The organism is Streptomyces sp. NPDC047072, from assembly GCF_040643855.1.
Classification (GTDB): domain Bacteria; phylum Actinomycetota; class Actinomycetes; order Streptomycetales; family Streptomycetaceae; genus Streptomyces.
Genome location: NZ_JBEYVC010000003.1, coordinates 158377 through 175246, shown reverse-complemented (window position 1 = coordinate 175246; position 16870 = coordinate 158377). Strand labels below are relative to the sequence as shown.

15 protein-coding genes and 2 pseudogenes are annotated in these 16870 nt (G+C 71.2%); 8 read left to right on the top strand and 9 right to left on the bottom strand.

What is annotated here, in order from left to right; all coding sequences use genetic code 11:
• The first annotated feature begins 240 nt into the window (after nucleotides 1-240).
• Complete coding sequence (locus tag ABZ896_RS02615; RefSeq protein ID WP_360920710.1) at nucleotides 241-1098, top strand: helix-turn-helix transcriptional regulator; 858 nt, start codon at nucleotides 241-243, stop codon at nucleotides 1096-1098.
• A gap of 190 nt (nucleotides 1099-1288) precedes the next feature.
• The gene (locus ABZ896_RS02610) at nucleotides 1289-1480 is read left to right on the top strand and encodes a DUF397 domain-containing protein (RefSeq protein ID WP_360920707.1); all 192 of its coding nucleotides are present in this window, start codon (nucleotides 1289-1291) and stop codon (nucleotides 1478-1480) included.
• Nucleotides 1481-1742: 262 nt separating this feature from the next.
• On the opposite strand, the pseudogene ABZ896_RS02605 reads toward ABZ896_RS02610, so the two are convergent.
• From ABZ896_RS02605 to ABZ896_RS02595, 3 genes and pseudogenes are all read right to left on the bottom strand, one after another.
• Nucleotides 1743-2408, bottom strand: a pseudogene (locus tag ABZ896_RS02605) (helix-turn-helix domain-containing protein); the annotation flags it as partial.
• A 79-nt stretch (nucleotides 2409-2487) separates the two neighbouring features.
• Nucleotides 2488-2985 carry a glutathione peroxidase gene (locus tag ABZ896_RS02600; RefSeq protein ID WP_360920704.1) on the bottom strand — a complete coding sequence of 166 codons (498 nt, stop codon included), beginning with the start codon at nucleotides 2983-2985 and terminating at the stop codon, nucleotides 2488-2490.
• Nucleotides 2986-3174: 189 nt separating this feature from the next.
• Nucleotides 3175-4155 carry a helix-turn-helix domain-containing protein gene (locus ABZ896_RS02595; RefSeq protein WP_360920701.1) on the bottom strand — a complete coding sequence of 327 codons (981 nt, stop codon included), beginning with the start codon at nucleotides 4153-4155 and terminating at the stop codon, nucleotides 3175-3177.
• Between the two features lie 83 nt (nucleotides 4156-4238).
• On the opposite strand from ABZ896_RS02595, the gene ABZ896_RS02590 reads away from it, so the two are divergent.
• Nucleotides 4239-5558 (top strand): MFS transporter, encoded by a 1320-nt coding sequence (locus tag ABZ896_RS02590; RefSeq protein ID WP_360920698.1) that lies wholly within the window; start codon nucleotides 4239-4241, stop codon nucleotides 5556-5558.
• Between the two features lie 892 nt (nucleotides 5559-6450).
• Complete coding sequence (locus ABZ896_RS02585; protein WP_360920695.1) at nucleotides 6451-7698, top strand: MFS transporter; 1248 nt, start codon at nucleotides 6451-6453, stop codon at nucleotides 7696-7698.
• Here ABZ896_RS02585 and ABZ896_RS02580 read toward each other — a convergent pair.
• Both ABZ896_RS02580 and ABZ896_RS02575 read right to left on the bottom strand, forming a co-directional pair.
• Nucleotides 7666-7773 (bottom strand): annotated as a pseudogene (locus ABZ896_RS02580) (DUF397 domain-containing protein); the annotation flags it as partial. The gene ABZ896_RS02585 and the pseudogene ABZ896_RS02580 overlap by 33 nt on opposite strands.
• On the bottom strand, nucleotides 7770-8603 hold the full coding sequence (locus ABZ896_RS02575) for a helix-turn-helix transcriptional regulator (RefSeq protein WP_360920693.1): 834 nt from the start codon (nucleotides 8601-8603) through the stop codon (nucleotides 7770-7772). The gene ABZ896_RS02575 and the pseudogene ABZ896_RS02580, both read right to left, overlap by 4 nt.
• A gap of 79 nt (nucleotides 8604-8682) precedes the next feature.
• On the opposite strand from ABZ896_RS02575, the gene ABZ896_RS02570 reads away from it, so the two are divergent.
• A complete protein-coding gene (locus ABZ896_RS02570; RefSeq protein WP_360920690.1) occupies nucleotides 8683-8925 on the top strand; it encodes a hypothetical protein in 243 nt (80 codons plus the stop codon).
• A gap of 50 nt (nucleotides 8926-8975) precedes the next feature.
• The gene (locus ABZ896_RS02565) at nucleotides 8976-9605 is read left to right on the top strand and encodes a hypothetical protein (protein WP_360920687.1); all 630 of its coding nucleotides are present in this window, start codon (nucleotides 8976-8978) and stop codon (nucleotides 9603-9605) included.
• A gap of 63 nt (nucleotides 9606-9668) precedes the next feature.
• On the opposite strand, the gene ABZ896_RS02560 is transcribed toward ABZ896_RS02565, so the two are convergent.
• The gene (locus ABZ896_RS02560) at nucleotides 9669-9854 is read right to left on the bottom strand and encodes a hypothetical protein (protein ID WP_360920684.1); all 186 of its coding nucleotides are present in this window, start codon (nucleotides 9852-9854) and stop codon (nucleotides 9669-9671) included.
• A gap of 203 nt (nucleotides 9855-10057) precedes the next feature.
• Here ABZ896_RS02560 and ABZ896_RS02555 point away from each other — a divergent pair, with 203 nt between their 5' ends.
• Nucleotides 10058-12826 (top strand): tetratricopeptide repeat protein, encoded by a 2769-nt coding sequence (locus ABZ896_RS02555; protein ID WP_360920681.1) that lies wholly within the window; start codon nucleotides 10058-10060, stop codon nucleotides 12824-12826.
• 15 nt (nucleotides 12827-12841) lie between these two features.
• Here the strand turns inward: ABZ896_RS02555 and ABZ896_RS02550 are convergent, their stop codons facing one another.
• Both ABZ896_RS02550 and ABZ896_RS02545 read right to left on the bottom strand, forming a co-directional pair.
• Nucleotides 12842-13987, bottom strand: a complete 1146-nt coding sequence (locus ABZ896_RS02550; RefSeq protein ID WP_360920678.1) for a DUF2235 domain-containing protein — start codon at nucleotides 13985-13987, stop codon at nucleotides 12842-12844.
• A gap of 108 nt (nucleotides 13988-14095) precedes the next feature.
• Nucleotides 14096-15052, bottom strand: a complete 957-nt coding sequence (locus ABZ896_RS02545) for an N-acetylmuramoyl-L-alanine amidase (RefSeq protein WP_360920675.1) — start codon at nucleotides 15050-15052, stop codon at nucleotides 14096-14098.
• 231 nt (nucleotides 15053-15283) lie between these two features.
• Between ABZ896_RS02545 and ABZ896_RS02540 the strand changes: the two genes are divergently transcribed.
• Nucleotides 15284-16066 (top strand): SAM-dependent methyltransferase, encoded by a 783-nt coding sequence (locus tag ABZ896_RS02540; RefSeq protein WP_360920672.1) that lies wholly within the window; start codon nucleotides 15284-15286, stop codon nucleotides 16064-16066.
• Between the two features lie 152 nt (nucleotides 16067-16218).
• On the opposite strand, the gene ABZ896_RS02535 is transcribed toward ABZ896_RS02540, so the two are convergent.
• Nucleotides 16219-16863 carry a polysaccharide deacetylase family protein gene (locus ABZ896_RS02535; protein ID WP_360920722.1) on the bottom strand — a complete coding sequence of 215 codons (645 nt, stop codon included), beginning with the start codon at nucleotides 16861-16863 and terminating at the stop codon, nucleotides 16219-16221.
• Between the last annotated feature and the right edge of the window lie 7 nt (nucleotides 16864-16870).

Here is a 16870-nt window from a genome sequence, read left to right as displayed (position 1 = left end):
TCGCACAGATGAGTACGGCGGGAGGGGCGCCGCCGTCGGCGGGCAACAGGGCACGTCCGGACGACGACGGGTTCCGCCGCCCCGCGCGGCCGCTTTTACGGGCAGCCGGGCCTCGATTGACGTGCACGCAGCGCATATACACCGTTTCCCAGCGGTATTAAGCACCTTGGTGGCAGTCTGCTCAACAGCAGATACGCAAAGTGCAAGTTATGAGCGCACGCAGCCGGAGGTGCACGTCCCGTGGCGTCCAATGTCAATCCCACCGTCAGGCGGCGCCGGCTGGGCCAGGAGCTGCGCCGGCTCCGCGAGCTCAAGGGCATGACGGCCGAGGAGGTCGCCGAACGCCTCCTGGTGTCGCAGTCGAAGATCAGCCGGCTGGAGAACGGCCGGCGCAGCATCAGCCAGCGCGACGTCCGCGACCTGTGCGGGGTCTACGAGGTCGAGGACGCGCGCATCGTCGACTCCCTGATGCAGATGGCCAAGGACTCGCGCCAGCAGGGCTGGTGGCACGCGTTCGGGGACATCCCGTACAGCGTCTACATCGGTCTGGAGACCGACGCCGAGTCGCTGCGGGTGTACGAACCCCAGATCATCACCGGCCTGTTGCAGACCCGGCCGTACGCCGAGGCGATCGTGCGCGGCGGTGCGCCCGAGGCGACGGAGACGGAGAACGACAAGCGCGTCGAGGTCCGGCTGCGGCGGCAGAGCCGGGTGACCGCGGAGCGGGATCCGCTCAGGCTCTGGGTGGTCCTCGACGAGGCGTCGCTGCGGCGGGTCGTGGGCGGCCGGCAGATCATGCGCGAACAGCTGGAGTACCTCGGCGAGATGTCCCAGCAGCCCCACATCACCGTGCAGGTGCTGCCGTTCGACGTGGGCGCGCACCCGGGCCTGAGCGGTCAGTACTCCATCCTGGAGTTCTCGGACGCGGCCGACTCCAGCGTGGTCTACATCGAGGGCGTCACCAGCGACCTGTACCTGGAGAAGGCCCATGACGTGCAGAAGTACACCGTGATGTACGAGCACTTGAGGGCCCAGGCGCTCAACGTCGACCAGTCGCGTCAGCTCATCGAGGACGTCGCCAAGGAGTACGCCCGCTGAGCCTCTCCCGACAGGGCGGGCCGGATAGTACACCCCGGCCATGCCCGCCTGGAAGTCTCCTATGGAATATGCCAGCCGTACGAGTGAATGACTGCTCCGAAGGGAGAGGACGGCTAGTAGCGTCGATCACGCCAACGATCAGCACAGGTTGGCGAAATCCGAACACTGCGCAACTGGCTACGGAGCAGATATGGCAATCCGTCTGGGCAACCTGGACACATGGACGACCTCCACCTACACCAACGCCAACGGGGCGTGCCTGATGGTGCGGTCGACCATCGAGGAATCACTCGAACTCGGCGACACGAAGGTTCCCGAGGGGCCGAAGCTGGCCTTCCCCGCCGAGGCTTGGAACGCCTTCGTGGCCTCGGTCAAGGTGTGACACCACCCCCACACCACCACAACTGCACAAGCACCACCGGAGCCCTCTCGACCAGATCGCCGTCCTTGCCGAGGGGGCCCGGCAGTTGCCCGGGGGGGGGGGGCGGGTGCAGCTTGGCAGGCGGGACCGATACCCACCTAGGGGCGCGGGGAACTGCGCGACCAGCCCCCACTGACCCGCAGCCGCCATACAACCTTGGCCGGCACACGCTCGACCGCAGTCACCACCGCGTCCGGGTCCGTCCGCGGATGGCCCCCTACACCTTGGTGACTCCGGTGACGGCCAGACGTACGGTCGGCTCGACACACGCCCCACGGCCCACCACCCCGTCCCGCGCCGCCTCCGCATCCCCGACCGGCACACAGGACTCCGCCGGCCCGTCGCTCTCCATCGAGACCTCGGAGTGGTAGACGACGTACGGCGCCGAGACCACCCCGCCGCACTCCCGCGCCGCCTCCTCAAGTCGCCCCAGTGAAGCGCCGATCCAGGCCGGCAGCTCATCCGCGAGCACATGCCGCGTCTCGGTCAGCACCACCCGTTCCGGCACGTCCACCGTCTCGACCACGAACTTCCCGTACATCTCGGAGCTCCTCCCCGACAGCCGTCCACGGAGGTACTCGGCGAGCGTCCGCTGCCCCGCCACCCGCGCCTCGACGTCCGCCCAGTACGCGGCGAGCAGTACGGCGCCCTCGGTGCCGCCCGCCGCCACGACCTCGGCGATCCGCGCGAGCGGCATGTCCAGTTGCCGCAACAGCGCCACGAGCCGGGCCCGTTCGGTCTGGTCGGCCCGGTAGTAGCGGTATCCGCTGGCCTCGTCGACGTACGCCGGGGCCAGCAGCCCGAGCCGGTCGTACAGCCGCAGCGCCTTCGCCGACAGACGGGCGCGTGCGGCGAACTCACCGATGGTGAGCAGCTCTTCGCGGTGCATCCCGGCATCCTCCGTCACCGGACGGTTCCTTCCCGCCCGGCGACGAGAACGCTCGACCCTGCCCCAGGGGCAAGGTCAATCAGGCCAGCGCACCCTCCACGGCGGTGACGACGGCGTCCGACTCCGGCTCGGTCTGCGGCGAGAACCGTCCTACGACGGTCCCGTCCCGGCCGATCAGGAACTTCTCGAAGTTCCAGCGGATGTCGCCGGTGTGCCCCTCGGCGTCCGCGAACCCGACCAGCCGCTCGTACAGCGCGTGCCGCCCCTCGCCGTTCACCTCGACCTTCTCGGTCAGCGGGAAGGTCACGCCGTACGTCGCCGAGCAGAACTCCGCGATCTCCTCGGCGCTGCCCGGCTCCTGCCCGAGGAACTGGTTGCAGGGCACCCCGAGCACGGTGAAGCCCCGCTCGGCGTACCGCTCCTGGAGCTTCTCCAGTCCGTTGTACTGCGGGGTCAGCCCGCACTTGGAGGCCACGTTCACGACGAGAACGGCCTTGCCGGCGTACTGCGAGAGGTCGGCGGAGCCACCGGTGAGGGCGCCGATCTCGACGTCCAGGGGGGAGGAAGAAGTAGTCATGAGCGGATGCTAACTCCGCACAGTGAACCCCCTGTGGCCACTCCCACTCACCGGCACCCACCCCGAGCCCCTAGGCCGTACCCGCCCCGCACGCCTCCACCGGTACCCGCCCCGAGCCCCAGGCCGCACCCACCCCGAGCCCCAGGCCGTATCCGCCCCGAGCCCCCAGGCCGCACCCACCCCGAGCCCCTAGGCCGTACCCGCCCCGCACGCCTCCACCAGCACATCCCCCGCCGCCGTCCGCACGTACAGCACCGACTTCCCGGTCCGCCGCCGCTCCACCATCCCCGCGTCCAGCAGCACCCGCAGATGCCGTCCCACCGACCCCAGCGCCTGCCCGGTCAGGGCGACCAGCTGGGTCGTGCTCAACGGCGTCCCGAGCAGCACAAGGAGCCCCGCCCGCGAGGTCCCGACGAGCGCGCCGAGCCCGGCCGGGACCGCCCGCCGGTCGTGGTCCTCGGCGAGCACACCCGTGCAGGGGTAGACGATGGCGTACCGCTCCCGCCCCTCCCAGGACACCCACCCCGCCTTCCGCGTGACCGGCACGAACAGCAGCTCGGCCCCGGGGGTGATCTCCCGCGGCGGATACTCCTGGAGGTTCACCTGGAGCCGGTTCTCCCCGAGCCACCGCGTCCGCCCCGGCCGCAGCGAGTCGAGTACGGCGACCCAGCCGCCCCGGCTGACCTGCGCGAGCCGCGCGACCACGTCGGCCTCCAGGACCCGTCGCCGACGGTCCCAGTCCGGCCGTACGGTCTCCTCCCAGACGTACGAGAGGACCGCGGCCGCCCGCTCGGCAAGGTCGTCGCGGTCGAGGTCGGCCGGGAGCGGGCCGCCGAGGGAGAGGCGCAGATGCGCCCGCGCCTCCTCCGGCCCCACCGCCCGCACCCGGGCCAGCGACTCCTCGAAGGTCTCCCCTTCGTACGGCGTGGGCGTCAGGAAGTCGGCGATCCAGCCCTTGCCGAGCCCGGCGCGGACCAGCGCGGCGGTCAGCGGGTCGGCCGCGAGGAGTGCCCGGTAGCCGGGCAGGTGGGCGCGGAGCCAGGCCGTCTCGCCGGGGTGGGTGCCGGTGCCGGAATGCAGCAGACCGAGGCTCGCGAAGGTCTCGGCGTACGGGGAGATCACGAAGCGGCTGCGCACCAGCGTGTCCGCGTCGACCAGCCACCAGCCCATGGCCCCACCCCCGATGCCTCCGATGTTTCGCCTGGATGCGAAACGATAACCGCCGACCCCGGACCGCTCCGAGACTCCGATCCATGCGCAGTTACCGAGAACTGTTCCGCACCCCGGAGTTCACCCCCTTCTTCCTCGCCTCCGCCGCGCACACGGCCGCCCAGACGATCGGCGGCCTGGCGCTCGGCACGCTGGTGTACCGCCTCACCGGCTCACCGCTGCTGTCGGCGATCAGCATGTTCGGCCCCCAACTGGCGCAGGTGCTCGGCGCGACGGTCCTGCTCTCGGGCGCCGACCGCCTGCCCCCGCGCTCGACGCTGACCGGCATCGGCCTCACCTTCGCGGCGGCCACGGCGGTCCTCGCACTCCCCGGTCTGCCGGTCGCGGCGGTCTTCCTCGTCCTTTTCGCCCAGGGCATGGTCGCCTCGCTCGGCGGAGGCGTGCGCTGGGGGCTGCTGAACGAGATCCTCACCAAAGACACCAACGACAGCAAAGGCAGCGAAGACAGCAACGGCGGCTATCTGCTGGGGCGTTCGGTCTTCAACATGCTCTCCGGCCTGATGCAGATCGCCGGCTTCGCGACCGGCGGCGCGCTGCTGACGATCGTCTCCCCACGCGTCTGCCTGCTCCTCGCGGCTGCGCTGTACGTCCTGTCGGCGCTCGGCACCCGCCTCGGCCTCACCGCCCGCCCACCGCGCGCCTCCGGCCGCCCCTCGCCCGCCGCGACCTGGCGCACCAACGGCCTCCTGTGGTCCTCCCGCCCCCGCCGCCTGACCTACCTCGGCCTGTGGATCCCCAACGGCCTCGTCGTCGGCTGCGAGTCCCTCTACGTCTCCTACGACCCCTCGGCCGCGGGCGTGCTGTTCGCGTGCGGGGCGCTGGGCATGTTCGTCGGGGACGTGACGGTGGGCCGTCTGCTCCCGCCGGCCGTGCGCCCCCGTCTGGCCACCCCGCTCCTCCTGCTGCTGGCGACGCCCTACCTGTTCTTCGTTCTACGACCGTCCCCCGCGCTGTCGGCCGTGGCCGTCACCGTCGCCTCCATCGGCTTCGGTGCGAGCCTCGTCCAGCAGGAGACCCTGATGTCCCACACCCCCGACGAACTCGCGGGCCACGCCCTGGGGTTGCACTCCGCCGGGATGCTCACCATGCAAGGGGTCGCCGCGGCCCTGGCGGGGACGGTGGCCCAACTGACCTCCCCGGCAACGGGGATGACGGTGATGGCGGCCGGATCGGTGACCGCGACCTTGACGTTGTTCACGCTGAGCCGGAAGCGGCGACCAGTACTTCCCCCGCCGCCGTCCGCGAGTACAGCACCGCCCGCCCCGCACGCCGCCGCTCCACCAGACCGGCGTCCCGCAGGACCCGCAGATGCCGGCCCGTCGAGCCGAGCCCCTGGCCGGTGACGGCGACCAACTGGCTCGTGCTCATCGGGGAGTTGAGCAGCACGAGCACGGCGGCCCGGCCGGTGCCGAGCAGCGTGCCGAGGCTCGCGGGGACGCTCCGGGCGTCCGGGTCGGCGAGGGCGCCCGTGCAGCCGTAGACGATGGCATAGCGGCGGGGCTCCTCCCAGGTCGCCCAGCCGCGCCCCACGGTGACCGGGACGAAGACGAGTTCGGCGCCCCGGATGTCCCGGGGCGGCCGCTCGTGCCGGTTCACCTGGAGCCGGTTGTCGCCCAGCCACCGCGTCTGCCCCGGCAGCAGCGAGTCGATGACGGCCGCCCAGCCGCCCCGGCTGACCTGCGCGGTCCGGGCGACGACGTCGGCCTCCAGGACCCGCCGCCGACGGTCCCAGTACGGCCGTACGGTCTCCTCCCAGACGTAGGAGAGGATCGCGGCGGCCCGTTCGGGGAGGTCGTCGCGGTCCAACTCGGCGGGGAGCGGGCCGCGCAGGGAGACCCGGACGTTCGCGCGGGCCTCGGCCGGGTCGGTGGCGCGGATCGCGGCGAGGGTCTCCTCCAGCGGGGTCCCGTCGCGGGGGAGGGGCGCGAGGAAGTCGGCGATCCAGGACGTGCCCATCCCGGAGCGGACGAGCAGCGCGGTCACCGGGTCGGCCGCCAGGCGGGCGCGGTAGCCGGGCAGATGGGCGCGGAGCCAGGCGTCCTCGCCGGGGTGCGCGCCGGTGCCGGAGTGCAGCAGTCTGAGCGCCGCGAAGGTCTCGGTGAACGGGCAGACCAGGAACCGGCTGCGGACCAGGGTGTCCGCGTTGACCTGCCAGAACCCCATACGCACCCCCGGTCGTTTCGCGGACGCGCGAAAGACTAACCGTCACCCGCCGACCGCTCTCAGAATCCGGCCATGCGCAGCTACAGATCCCTCTTCCGCACCCCGGAGTTCACCCCGTTCCTGCTCTCCTTCGGCGCCTCCGCCGCCGCCCAGACGATCGGCGGCCTGGCCCTCGGCACGCTGGTCTACCGGGCCACCGGCTCGCCCCTGCTGTCGGCGCTGAGCATGTTCGGACAGCAACTCGCCCAGCTGCTCGGCGGGTTGTTCCTCCTCTCCGGCTCCGACCGGCTGCCCCCGCGCACCGCGCTGTCCGCAATCAGCCTCGCCTTCGCGGCCGGTACGGCGGTACTCGCGCTGCCCGCGCTGCCGATCTGGGCGGTGTTCGCGGTCCTGCTCGCACAGGGCCTGGTCGCGTCGCTGGGTGCGGGGGTGCGGGGCGGACTGCTGAACGAGATCCTGACCAAGGACGGCAACAACGGCTATGTGCTTGGCCGTTCGGTCTACAACATGCTCTGGGGCCTGGTGCAGATCACGGGCTTCGCGGCGGGTGGCGTGCTCCTCGCGGTGCTCTCCGCACGCACCTGCCTGCTCCTCGCGGCGGCGCTGTACGCGGTGGCCGCTCTCGTCAACCACCTGGGGTTGAGGGCCCGCCCGCCCCGCGCCACCGGCCGCCCGTCCGTCGCGGCGACCTGGCGCACCAACGCGATCCTCTGGTCCTCACGCCCCCGCCGCCTGGCCTACCTCGGCCTGTGGGTCCCCAACGGCCTGATCGTGGGCAGCGATTCGCTCTACGTCTCCTACGCCCCGCACGCGGCTGGCACGCTGTACGCGTTCGGGGCGCTGGGCATGTTCCTGGGCGACCTGACGGTGGGCCGACTGGTCCCTCCGGCGGTCCGGCCGCGCCTGGCGACCCCGTTGCGCCTGCTGCTGGCCGCGCCCTACCTGTTCTTCTTCCTACGACCGTCCCTCGCGCTGTCGGCCGTGGCGGTCACCGTGGCCTCGGTCGGCTTCGCGGCGAGCCTGGTCCTCCAGGAACGCCTGATGTCGGTGACACCGGAGCGGTTGACGGGCCAGGCGCTCGGTCTGCACTCCACGGGCATGGTCGCGCTCCAGGGAATCGGCGCGGCCCTGGCGGGCACCCTGGCCCAACTGACCTCCCCGGCCACGGCGATGACGCTGATGGCGGCCGGGTCGGTCGCGGTGACGCTGACGCTGTCAGCGCTGGGCAAGCGCGAGGAACGACGTCCAGGTGTCGGGGGTGACGGTGAGGATGGGGCCGCTGGTGTCCTTGGAGTCGCGGATGTGGACGGTCGCGGGTGAGGCGGCGACTTCGAGGCACTGGCCGCCCTGCTCGCTGCTGTAAGTCGACTTGAACCACTGAAGTGCGGTGCTCATTGCTCTCCTAGGAGACGGTCCAACAGGCTCTTGGTCTCCAGGGGGTTGAGAGCCTGCGTCCGTAGCATCGCATACTTGCGCTCCAGCACGGATACGACATCTGGGTCAGCGACCAGGCGGCCCTGCTGCTGGCCTTCGGCGTAGGCAACGCGCTGGTGGTCGGTGGTTTCGATGACTGTGAACGGCCCGGCCAGCCCGGCATGGAAGTCGCGTCCGACCGGCATGATCTGGAGGGTGACTGCCGCCAGGTCGGCCCACTCGCGCAAGCGGCGCAGTTGCCCGAAGTAGACCTCGTCGCCGCCCAGCCGGTCCATCAGCGTCACCTCGGAGATGACGAAGCTGACAGTCGGAGGTTCTCGCCGGTGCAGGATCTCCTGCCGCTCCACCCGGGCCGTGACACGCTGCTCGATCTCCTCCTCGGTCAGCGCCGGCACCTCATTGAGGAACACCGCCCGCGCATACCCCGGAGTCTGGAGCAGTCCCGGCAACACCTGGTTGTCGTACCAGGACAACGCCAACGCCTCCCGCTCCAGATCGATGTAGTCCTCCGCCCACCGAGGAAAGAGATCGATCTCCGGCATGTTGGCCACCGCGACCGACAATGCCCCCTTCGTATCGAGGAGATCATCGAGCAGCCCCGCCAGATCCGGCTTGAGCGTCCTCCTCCCCTGCTCGATCGACGCGATGGTCTCCTCGTCCACGCTCGCCGCCTCCGCGAGAGCGATCTGCGTCAGCCCGGCCGCCCGCCGAAACGTGCCGACGAGACTCCCCACCAGCTTCACGGCGGACGCGTTCTTCCTGCCGCGTACCCCACGGCTCCTGTTGCTCATGCGGAAGAACTCCCCACGAGGGGCCGTACGTTCACCCGTCACAACCCGTACAACGAATCTGTACGGGTAGTTTTCACCCGTGAGGGTTGTGGTCGCCTCCGACGTACCGAGTCACGTGTACTCGCACCAGCGGGAGATCCTGGCCTACCTCAGGCAGACTGCGGACGACCTCGGCATCACACCGAGGATCGTCACCGGTGGCCCGGAGGAGGACCGGGCCGCCGATGCCGTGGTGCTGGCCGCCGGGCAGCTCGACAAGCTTGCGTGGCCTGCCTCCGAGGGGCGGCTCGCGGGGCACAGCTTCCGCTCACCCCGCACTTGACGGTGTTCCAGCGGACCGGCAACTGGTTCCTGCCGAGGCGGGACCGTCCGATGCCGGCCCCGCTCCAGTGGCCGCTCGGACACTCGGCGCTCGCCCGACGGGCCTGGCGCGGGCTCCTGTACCACTCCGCCGAATTGCTGACCCTCTGCATCCGCCACCCCCGCACGGCGGGCCGGGTCGGCGCGCTGATCTCGGCCGTCCACATGCGCCGCCGGCTGCCCGACCCCGAACTGCGCCGCAGGGCCTGGCCGGACTACCCCTTCGGCTGCAAACGGGACCTGTTCAGCTCGGACTTCCTGCCCGCGCTGCGCCGGCCGAACGTCGAGCTGGTGACGGAGGCCATCGTGCGCATGCCCCCCGAGGGCCCGCTGACGGCGGACGGGCGCCGGCACGACGTGGACTGCGTGATCCACGCGACCGGCTTCCGTACGAACACCTTCATGCTGCCGATGAGGGTGACGGGTGCGGCGGGCCTCTCGATCGAGGAGACCTGGTCGGACGGGGCCCGCGCCCACCTCGGCATCACGGTCTCCGGCTTCCCGTCGCTGTTCCTGATGTACGGCCCCAACACCAACACCTCCGGCGGCTCCATCCCCTTCTTCCTGGAGGCCCAGGGGGCCGGTCTGCACGCCCTCGACGCCCGCTTCACCGGCACGGCCTGGACGAGCTGCTCCTCCTGATACCGCACCCCGGACCCGGCGGCTGGACCCGACGGAGTACCGGCTCATCCGTCGCTGAGGCGTTCAGAGCAGGCGCAGTGCGTCGGCGACGGCCTTCAGGAGATAGAACGTGCCGGAGAAGGCGGTGCCCGTGGCCATGAGGGCGGCGAGCCGGGAGGGGAGTTCGCGGGCGGCGATCCCGTGGACGTACTGGGCGACGACGACGGCCAGCAGGACGATGACGAGCACGGTCTCGGCGGTGTGGATCACGGCGGGCTCCCAACGGGCTTGGACGGACGCGCGGTTGGCGCGTGGCAGCAGGGTCCGTGTCCGGTGCGGCGCCGAACGGTTTCCGGGACGGATCGGGACTTCCGTCCGCCGCATACCCGGTGGAACCCTGGGCCTTCCGGTTCGGGACGGTCCGCGACGGGACGGTCCGGGACGACGCGGTGCCAGGGGGCGGAGGGCGGGGCGTGGTGGTCGAGTCGGTCGCGGGCCGGGCCCGCCGGGAGTTCGTGGAGCGGCTGTGCGCCCTGCGCGACGCGGCACACGCGAAGAACGCCGACCTCCAGCGGGCGTCCAAGCGGCTCGTCGCGGAACGGACGGTCGGCGTACGGGAGTTGAGCACCACGCGCCTGAGCGCCCTGCTGACCGGCCAGTTGGCGGACGCGCCCGACTGGGACACGGTGCGCACCTTCGTCCTCTCCTGCGCACGGCACGCCACCGACCACGGCGTCCTGCTGACCCCCGCCGAGACCGAACCAGCCCTGTGGCAAAGGCGGTTGGCGGCCCTGAACGAACTGCTGCGCCTCCTGGACCGACTCGACGCCGAGCCCCCGGAAGCCACCGTGCCGAGAGCCTTGTCGACCCTCCCCGCCGCCCCGAGCGTCTTCACCGGCCGGGACGCCGAACTGGCCCGCCTCCTCGACGTCCTCGCCCCGCCGACCGGCGACGCTCCGGACGTCACCGTGGCGGCCGTCGCGGGCATGGGCGGCATCGGCAAGACGGCGCTGGCACTGACCGCCGCCCAACAGGCCCTGACCCAGGGCTGGTTCACGGACATCTACTCGCTGAACCTACGCGGCTACGACCCCGCCCCCGTCACCGCGCACCAGGCCCTGGAGTCCCTCCTACGCGCGATGGGAACACCACCCGAGGACATCCCGACCGCACAGGAGGAACGCGAGGACCTCTACCGCGCGGTCCTGGCCGCGCTCGCGAGAAGCGACCGGCGGGCCCTGATCCTCGCCGACAACGCCTCCGACTCCGCCCAACTCCTCCCACTGCTCCCCGGACCGGGCCCGCACAGGCTCCTGACCACCTCACGCCACACCCACCCTCGCCTGGTCTCCCACGGCGCCCACCTCGTCGACCTCACCACGCTCACCCCCACCGCGGCCCTCGCCCTCCTGCACGAGGTCCTGCACCGCGCCGCCCCCGCCGACCGGCGCGTCCAGGACGACCGGGAGTCCACCGAACGACTCATCGCCCTGTGTGGCCGTATCCCACTGGCCCTGCACATCGCCGTAGGCCTGCTCGTCCTGGAGCCGGGCCGGACAGTCGCCGGCCTGACCGCCGAACTCGACGGCGCCCGCTCCCGGTTGGACCACCTCGACGACGGCGAACGCGCCCTGCGCGCCACGTTCGACCTCTCCTACCACCGCCTGCCCCCGCACCTGGCCCGCCTCTTCCGCACCCTCGCCCTTAACCCCGGCCCCGACATGGGCCTGCCGGCCGTGACCGCACTCACCGATGGGGAGGGGCACCAACTCCGCGCCGGGCTACGGGAACTCGTACGCGCGCATCTGCTGGACAGCGCCGACGAGCGGTGGTCCCTGCACGACCTGCTCCGCGACTACGCTCTGCACCACGCGCAGACCGCACCGGCGACGGAGGATCCGGAAGACCGGGCGGCGTTGCTGCGGCTGCTGAAGTACTACGCGGAGGGGGCGCAGGCGGCGAGCATGTGCTCGGCCGATCCGGCCGAACGGATTGCTGGCGAGGTCTCCGCACGCTTCGCCGACGAGGCGCAGGCGACGGCGTGGCTGCGGGCCGAGCACGCCAACTTGCTCGCCGTGCCGCGGACCGCGCTGGACGCGGGCGAACTGGACATCGCCCGCGTGGTCCCCGGCCACCTCGCGGCCTACCTGGCACGCGGCCGGTACTTCGACGACCGCGTCTCCCTCGCCACGACAGCGGTCACGGCCGCCCGCCTCGCCGACGACCCGTTCGACCACGCGGTCGCCCTGGCGGAACTCGGGCAGGCGCTGGCGGACGTACGCCGGTACGAGGAGGCGGAACGGCTGCTCCGTACGGCCGTCACGGCGTTGAGACCCCTCGGCAGGGACCGCGCGACCGCGTTCGCCCTCAACAGCCTGGGCTGCACCCTCCAGGACCTGCGGCGGTTGGAGGAGGCGATGGAGATCTACACCGAGGCCGCGGAGCTCTACCTGCGCCTCGGCGACCGGCACGGGTACGTCGACATCCTGAACAACCAGGGCAACGGCCTTCAGGAGCTGGGCCGTCACCGGGAAGCCGTCCCGCTCTTCCAGCGGGCGGCGCGGCTCAGCGCGGAACTCGGCGACGACCGGCGCCAGGCGGCCGTGGGCCTCGGCCTGTGCAACGCCCTGCGCCACGAAGGCCGTTACGAGGAGGCCGAAGCCGCGGTCACCGCCGCGCTCGGCGTCCTGGAGCGCCTGGGCGACGAGTACGCCCGGGCCCACGCCCTCGCCAACCGGGCCAACGTCCTGCTGGAGCTGGGCCGTACGGCCGAGAGTGCCCACGCCTTCCGGTCCGCGGCCGACCTCTTCCGGGAGCTGGACGATCCCCGTAACGAGGCCAAGGCGCGCTTCGGCCTGGCCGAGGCCCTCGCACAGGCAGGGGAGTTCGGCGATGCGGCGACCGCTTACCGCACGGCCGCCGACACCTGGCACCGGCTCGGGGACCGGTACGAGGAGGGCAGGTCCCGGTACTTCCTCGGACTGACCCTGCTGAGGACGGCCGAACCCGCCGTAGCGGCAAGGGAGTTGGCCGAGGCGGGCACCGCCTTCACCGACGCGGGCGCGCCGGGTGCGACGGGCCAGGTCCTGGTGGCCCTGGCCCAACTGCACCAGCACCTCGACCACCCCGACCTCGCCCGCCGCGCCTGGCTCTCCGCGGCCCGGGCCTACGAGATGGCCGGAGCGACGGAGGCGGCGACGGGCGCGCGCCGCGCCGCCGAGGGGATCACCCAAGCCCCCTAGCAAGCCTCCTAGCCGTTACGAAGGCTGTGGTGTCGGATCGGTCGGTGTGCGGTTCCCCGGGAGAACCAGGGGTGTTGTGGGCCTGCGAGTCTCGTCGGGGATGGTCTCGATGTGCACCCCGGTCTCCTGACCGAGGTACCTCTCGAGCTCGCGCGGGCAGTAGCGCGGATCCGCGTTCTCATACCGTGACTTGGCCGTGGAGGAGACGAACTCGTCGCCGTCCAAGCGGCCTTCGGGTTCACTCCTGGACTGACCGATGGGCCGGTGCAGTGCCCGGGTCAGCCGGTAGAACTTCGTACGGGACTCGTGCAGTTCGCCCAGCGCGTCGAACCCCCCGAGCCCCAGCGCACCGGTGTCGATCTCCAGCCCGTACTCCGCGGCCCGGGCGACCATCCACCGCAGACTGAGATCGGACTGGGACGTGTCCTCGTAACCACCGCCGATGTCGCAGTGCACCCCGCTGAACCAGACCTGCTTCAGTTCCTGCCCCTCGGCGTCGGCCTGCTGGTGCCACAGCGTCGGGGCGAACGCCCTGCGCTGCTCGTCGACGGCCAGCGCGTGGAAGGCGCCGTCGATCCAGCTGCTCAACTCCGTGTCGTGGAAGGCCCAGTGGCTGTTGACCCACTTCACCAGCGGCCACAGCACATGGGGCCCCGGGACCGGGATGCCGAGGGCACCGACCGTGTCCCAGACGCCGATGAAGCGGATCTTCGTCTCGTGCGCATAGGCCTTCCGGAAGTCCTTCGACACCTGCTCGCCCGGCTTCTTGTCCCGGTCCCGGTACAGGTCCCACGCCTCCGCCAGCCGCCCCTCGTGCTCCGGCCGCAGGATGCCGGAGTTGCGCACCAGCCCGGCCAGACTGCGCGCGGTGTAGGCGCCCCGGCTGAACCCGAACAGGAACAGCTCGTCCCCGGGCTCGTAGTTCTCGACGAGGAAGCAGTACGCCTCCCGCACCTTCTCCGACAGCCCCCAACCGAACGCGCCGCCCACGTACTTGTCGGTCCACTTGGTGCCGACGCCGTCCAGGTAGCCGACCCGCTGTTCCGTACCGTCGGCCGCCACGGGCAGCACCGCGCGCGCCACCTTCGACACATTGGTCACGTACTTCTGGTTCGGCATGTTCCACGTGCCGTCGCAGCAGACCACCAGCCGTTTGGCCATCACATCCCACCTCCTGGGAAGTCCCCCGTAGCCCCTGTGGAGAAGACCACGGAAGCGCCTCGCGGATACACCTCGGGCATGTCAAGAGGTGGTAACAAGTCGGCGGGTTCAGGCCACGACCGTGAACAGCCCCGTCGCGTCGCCCAACTTGGAGAGGGAGATCTTGCCGGGGATGCCGTTGGCGTCGTCACCGGTGTAGCCGAGGTGCTTCTGCCACTTGGCGTACGCGGCGACCGTCTTGGACCCGAACGACCCGTCCCCGGCATAGGATTTGGCGAGGTAGCCGAGCTTCACCAGCGCGGCCTCGGTGAGGTTGGTGCCGGCCATGTAGGTCACATGGCCCTGCTTGGCCTTGGGGTCGGACTTGGCCGCCGACACCAGGCGGGAGAGGTCGACGCGCGGCTTGCTCGCGGGCTTGGTGGTCACCGGCTTGGTCGTCACCGGCTTCGTCGGCTTCGTGGACCCGGCCTTGCCCGGCGTGGTCGCCAGCTGCTTCTTCACCTCGTCGCGGAAGTCGTCCATGTCGAAGCTCGGGTCGATCTTGCCGGGCTGGACCTCCTTGTGCCCGGCGATCGACTTCTCCGACCAGCCGTGCGCCCGGCAGATCGCCGCGGCCCACAGCACCGCCTGCCGGTACTGCGCGTCCGGGTAGGCGTCCTTGCCGTTGCCGAGGTTCTCGATCTCCAGGCCGTACAGGACGTCGTTGCCGTCGGCGTTGGCCTGGTTGTCCGTGGGCAGGGACTTCTCGTCGCGCAGGGCGTTCAGGACGTCGAGGTCGACGGACCCGGCGTGGTTGGTCCGGCCGTTGCCGATCATCCACAGCCCGGCGGTCTGGCCGAGCCAGGCGTGGCAGAGCGGCCCGGGCAGATCCGATCTGCCGTTGAAGCACAGCTCCTTGTCGCCGTGGCCCGCGGTGTGGTGGATCAGTACGCCGATGACGGGTCCGAAGGACTTGCCGGTCGCCGCGTCGCGGTTGTGGGTCTTCCAGCCGGCGTGCTCGTTGACGGTGAGGCCTTCGGACTTCAGGGCGGCGAGCATCTGTGCTGCGGTCAAGGGAGTGGCCATGGCACTGCGTCCTCTCAGATGGGCGCGTCGAGCGGTGTCGCTCATGATGACGGAACGGGCGCGGAGGGCTGGCCGGTTCACGACGGTTTCACCCGCCGGGACACGGCTGCGGCCAGAACCCTACGGTGAGTGAGGCCGAATAGGCGCAACTATCCGTGCGCTACGGCGAGTTGACCTAGGTTGGGGGTCCGGCCAGTTGTTCACGTCCAGCCGTCCGTTGGAGGACCCGCCTTGTCCCACACCAGGATCGACACCAGTAAGCCGCACTCGGCCCGCTTCTGGAACTACTTCGTGGGCGGCAAGGACAACTACGAGGTGGACCGCGAGATAGGCGACCAGATCAAGGAGATCTGCCCCGGCCTCGTCGACGTGGCCGTCACCAGCCGGCAGTTCCTCGGCCGCGCGGTGCGCCACCTGGCGGGGGAGCGGGGCTTACGGCAGTTCCTCGACGTCGGCACCGGCCTGCCGACCGCGGAGAACACCCATGAGGTCGCCCAGCGCGTGGCCCCCGACGCGAAGATCGTCTACGTCGACAACGACCCGATCGTGCTGGCCCACGCCAACGCCCTGCTCACCAGCACCCCCGAGGGCACGACCACGTTCCTGGACGTCGACCTCTACGACCCCGAGGCGATCCTCACGGCGGCCGCCGACACCCTGGACCTCTCCCGGCCGGTCGCCCTGATGATCCTGAACACCCTCGGCCACGTCGCCGACCACACCCAGGCCGTCGACCTCGTCCGCCGCCTCATGGCGGGCCTCCCGTCCGGCAGCTACCTCGTGATCAGCGACGGCACCGCCACCAGCGAGGAGATGATCGCCGCGTCGGACGCGTACAACAAGAGCGGCGCGGTGCCGTACTACGTGCGCACGGTGGCGGAGATCGCCGCGTTCTTCGACGGCCTGGACCTGGTCGCCCCGGGCGTGGTCGAGGTGACCCGCTGGCGCCCGGACCCCCAGGACCCGGACCCGTCCCCGGTGGACGCCTACGGCGGGTTGGCCCGCAAGCCGTGACTTCCCCGGGCAGGGGGTGATTGGTGCGGATGTCCCGGCGACACGCCGACGATTCCGCGCGCGACCGGGACATCCGCACCAATCACCGCCTTCGGCCCGGGGGTGGGGGGAAGCCCGACGGTGGTCGCCCCCGGGCCCGGCCCGGCCCCGGCTCAGGCGGGGGCCACCGCGCGGCCCGTCTGCGGGGAGATCATGCCCGCGCACAGGCCGCGGGCCGTGAGGCCCTGGGCGATGCGGGGGATCGCCGCGAGGGTGTTGGCGGACCAGTCGTGCATCAGGATGACCTGGCCGCTCGTGAGGCGGCCGGCCGCCGCCACGATCGCGTCCGTGCTCGCGCCGTTCCAGTCCTGCGAGTCGACCTGCCAGAGCACCTCGGTCAGCCCGTACTTCGCCTCCACGGCCTTCACGGTCGCGTTGGTCTCGCCGTACGGCGGCCGGAACAGTCTCGGCGTCCCGCCGCCCGCGGCCGCGATCGCCTGCTGGGTCCGGGAGATCTCCGAGTCGATCGTGGCCTGGGTCTGCTGGGTGAGGTGCGGGTGGGTGTAGCTGTGGTTGCCGACCCACATGCCCGCCGAGACCTGGGCCCTGACCTGCGCGGGGTTGGCGGCCGCGTACTGGCCCTCGTTGAACATCGTGGCCCGGAGGCCGTTCGCCTTGAGGGAGTTGAGCAGGGCCGGGGTGTTTCCGGTGGGGCCGTCGTCGAAGGTGAGCCCGACGTAGCCGGAGCAGGCGGCGGCCTGGGCGGCGGCGCCGTGGACCGCCGTCCCGACGAGGGAGAGCGCGGCTACGGTGACCACCGCGAGG

Coding starts and splice junctions, on each gene's coding strand:
- ABZ896_RS02575 (WP_360920693.1), bottom strand. CDS start 8,603: ATGAGCAACAGGAGCCGTGGGGTACGCGGCAGGAAGAACGCGTCCGCC.
- ABZ896_RS02590 (WP_360920698.1), top strand. CDS start 4,239: ATGCGCAGTTACCGAGAACTGTTCCGCACCCCGGAGTTCACCCCCTTC.
- ABZ896_RS02595 (WP_360920701.1), bottom strand. CDS start 4,155: ATGGGCTGGTGGCTGGTCGACGCGGACACGCTGGTGCGCAGCCGCTTC.
- ABZ896_RS02585 (WP_360920695.1), top strand. CDS start 6,451: ATGCGCAGCTACAGATCCCTCTTCCGCACCCCGGAGTTCACCCCGTTC.
- ABZ896_RS02565 (WP_360920687.1), top strand. CDS start 8,976: ATGCCGGCCCCGCTCCAGTGGCCGCTCGGACACTCGGCGCTCGCCCGA.
- ABZ896_RS02550 (WP_360920678.1), bottom strand. CDS start 13,987: ATGGCCAAACGGCTGGTGGTCTGCTGCGACGGCACGTGGAACATGCCG.
- ABZ896_RS02545 (WP_360920675.1), bottom strand. CDS start 15,052: ATGGCCACTCCCTTGACCGCAGCACAGATGCTCGCCGCCCTGAAGTCC.
- ABZ896_RS02610 (WP_360920707.1), top strand. CDS start 1,289: ATGGCAATCCGTCTGGGCAACCTGGACACATGGACGACCTCCACCTAC.
- ABZ896_RS02600 (WP_360920704.1), bottom strand. CDS start 2,985: ATGACTACTTCTTCCTCCCCCCTGGACGTCGAGATCGGCGCCCTCACC.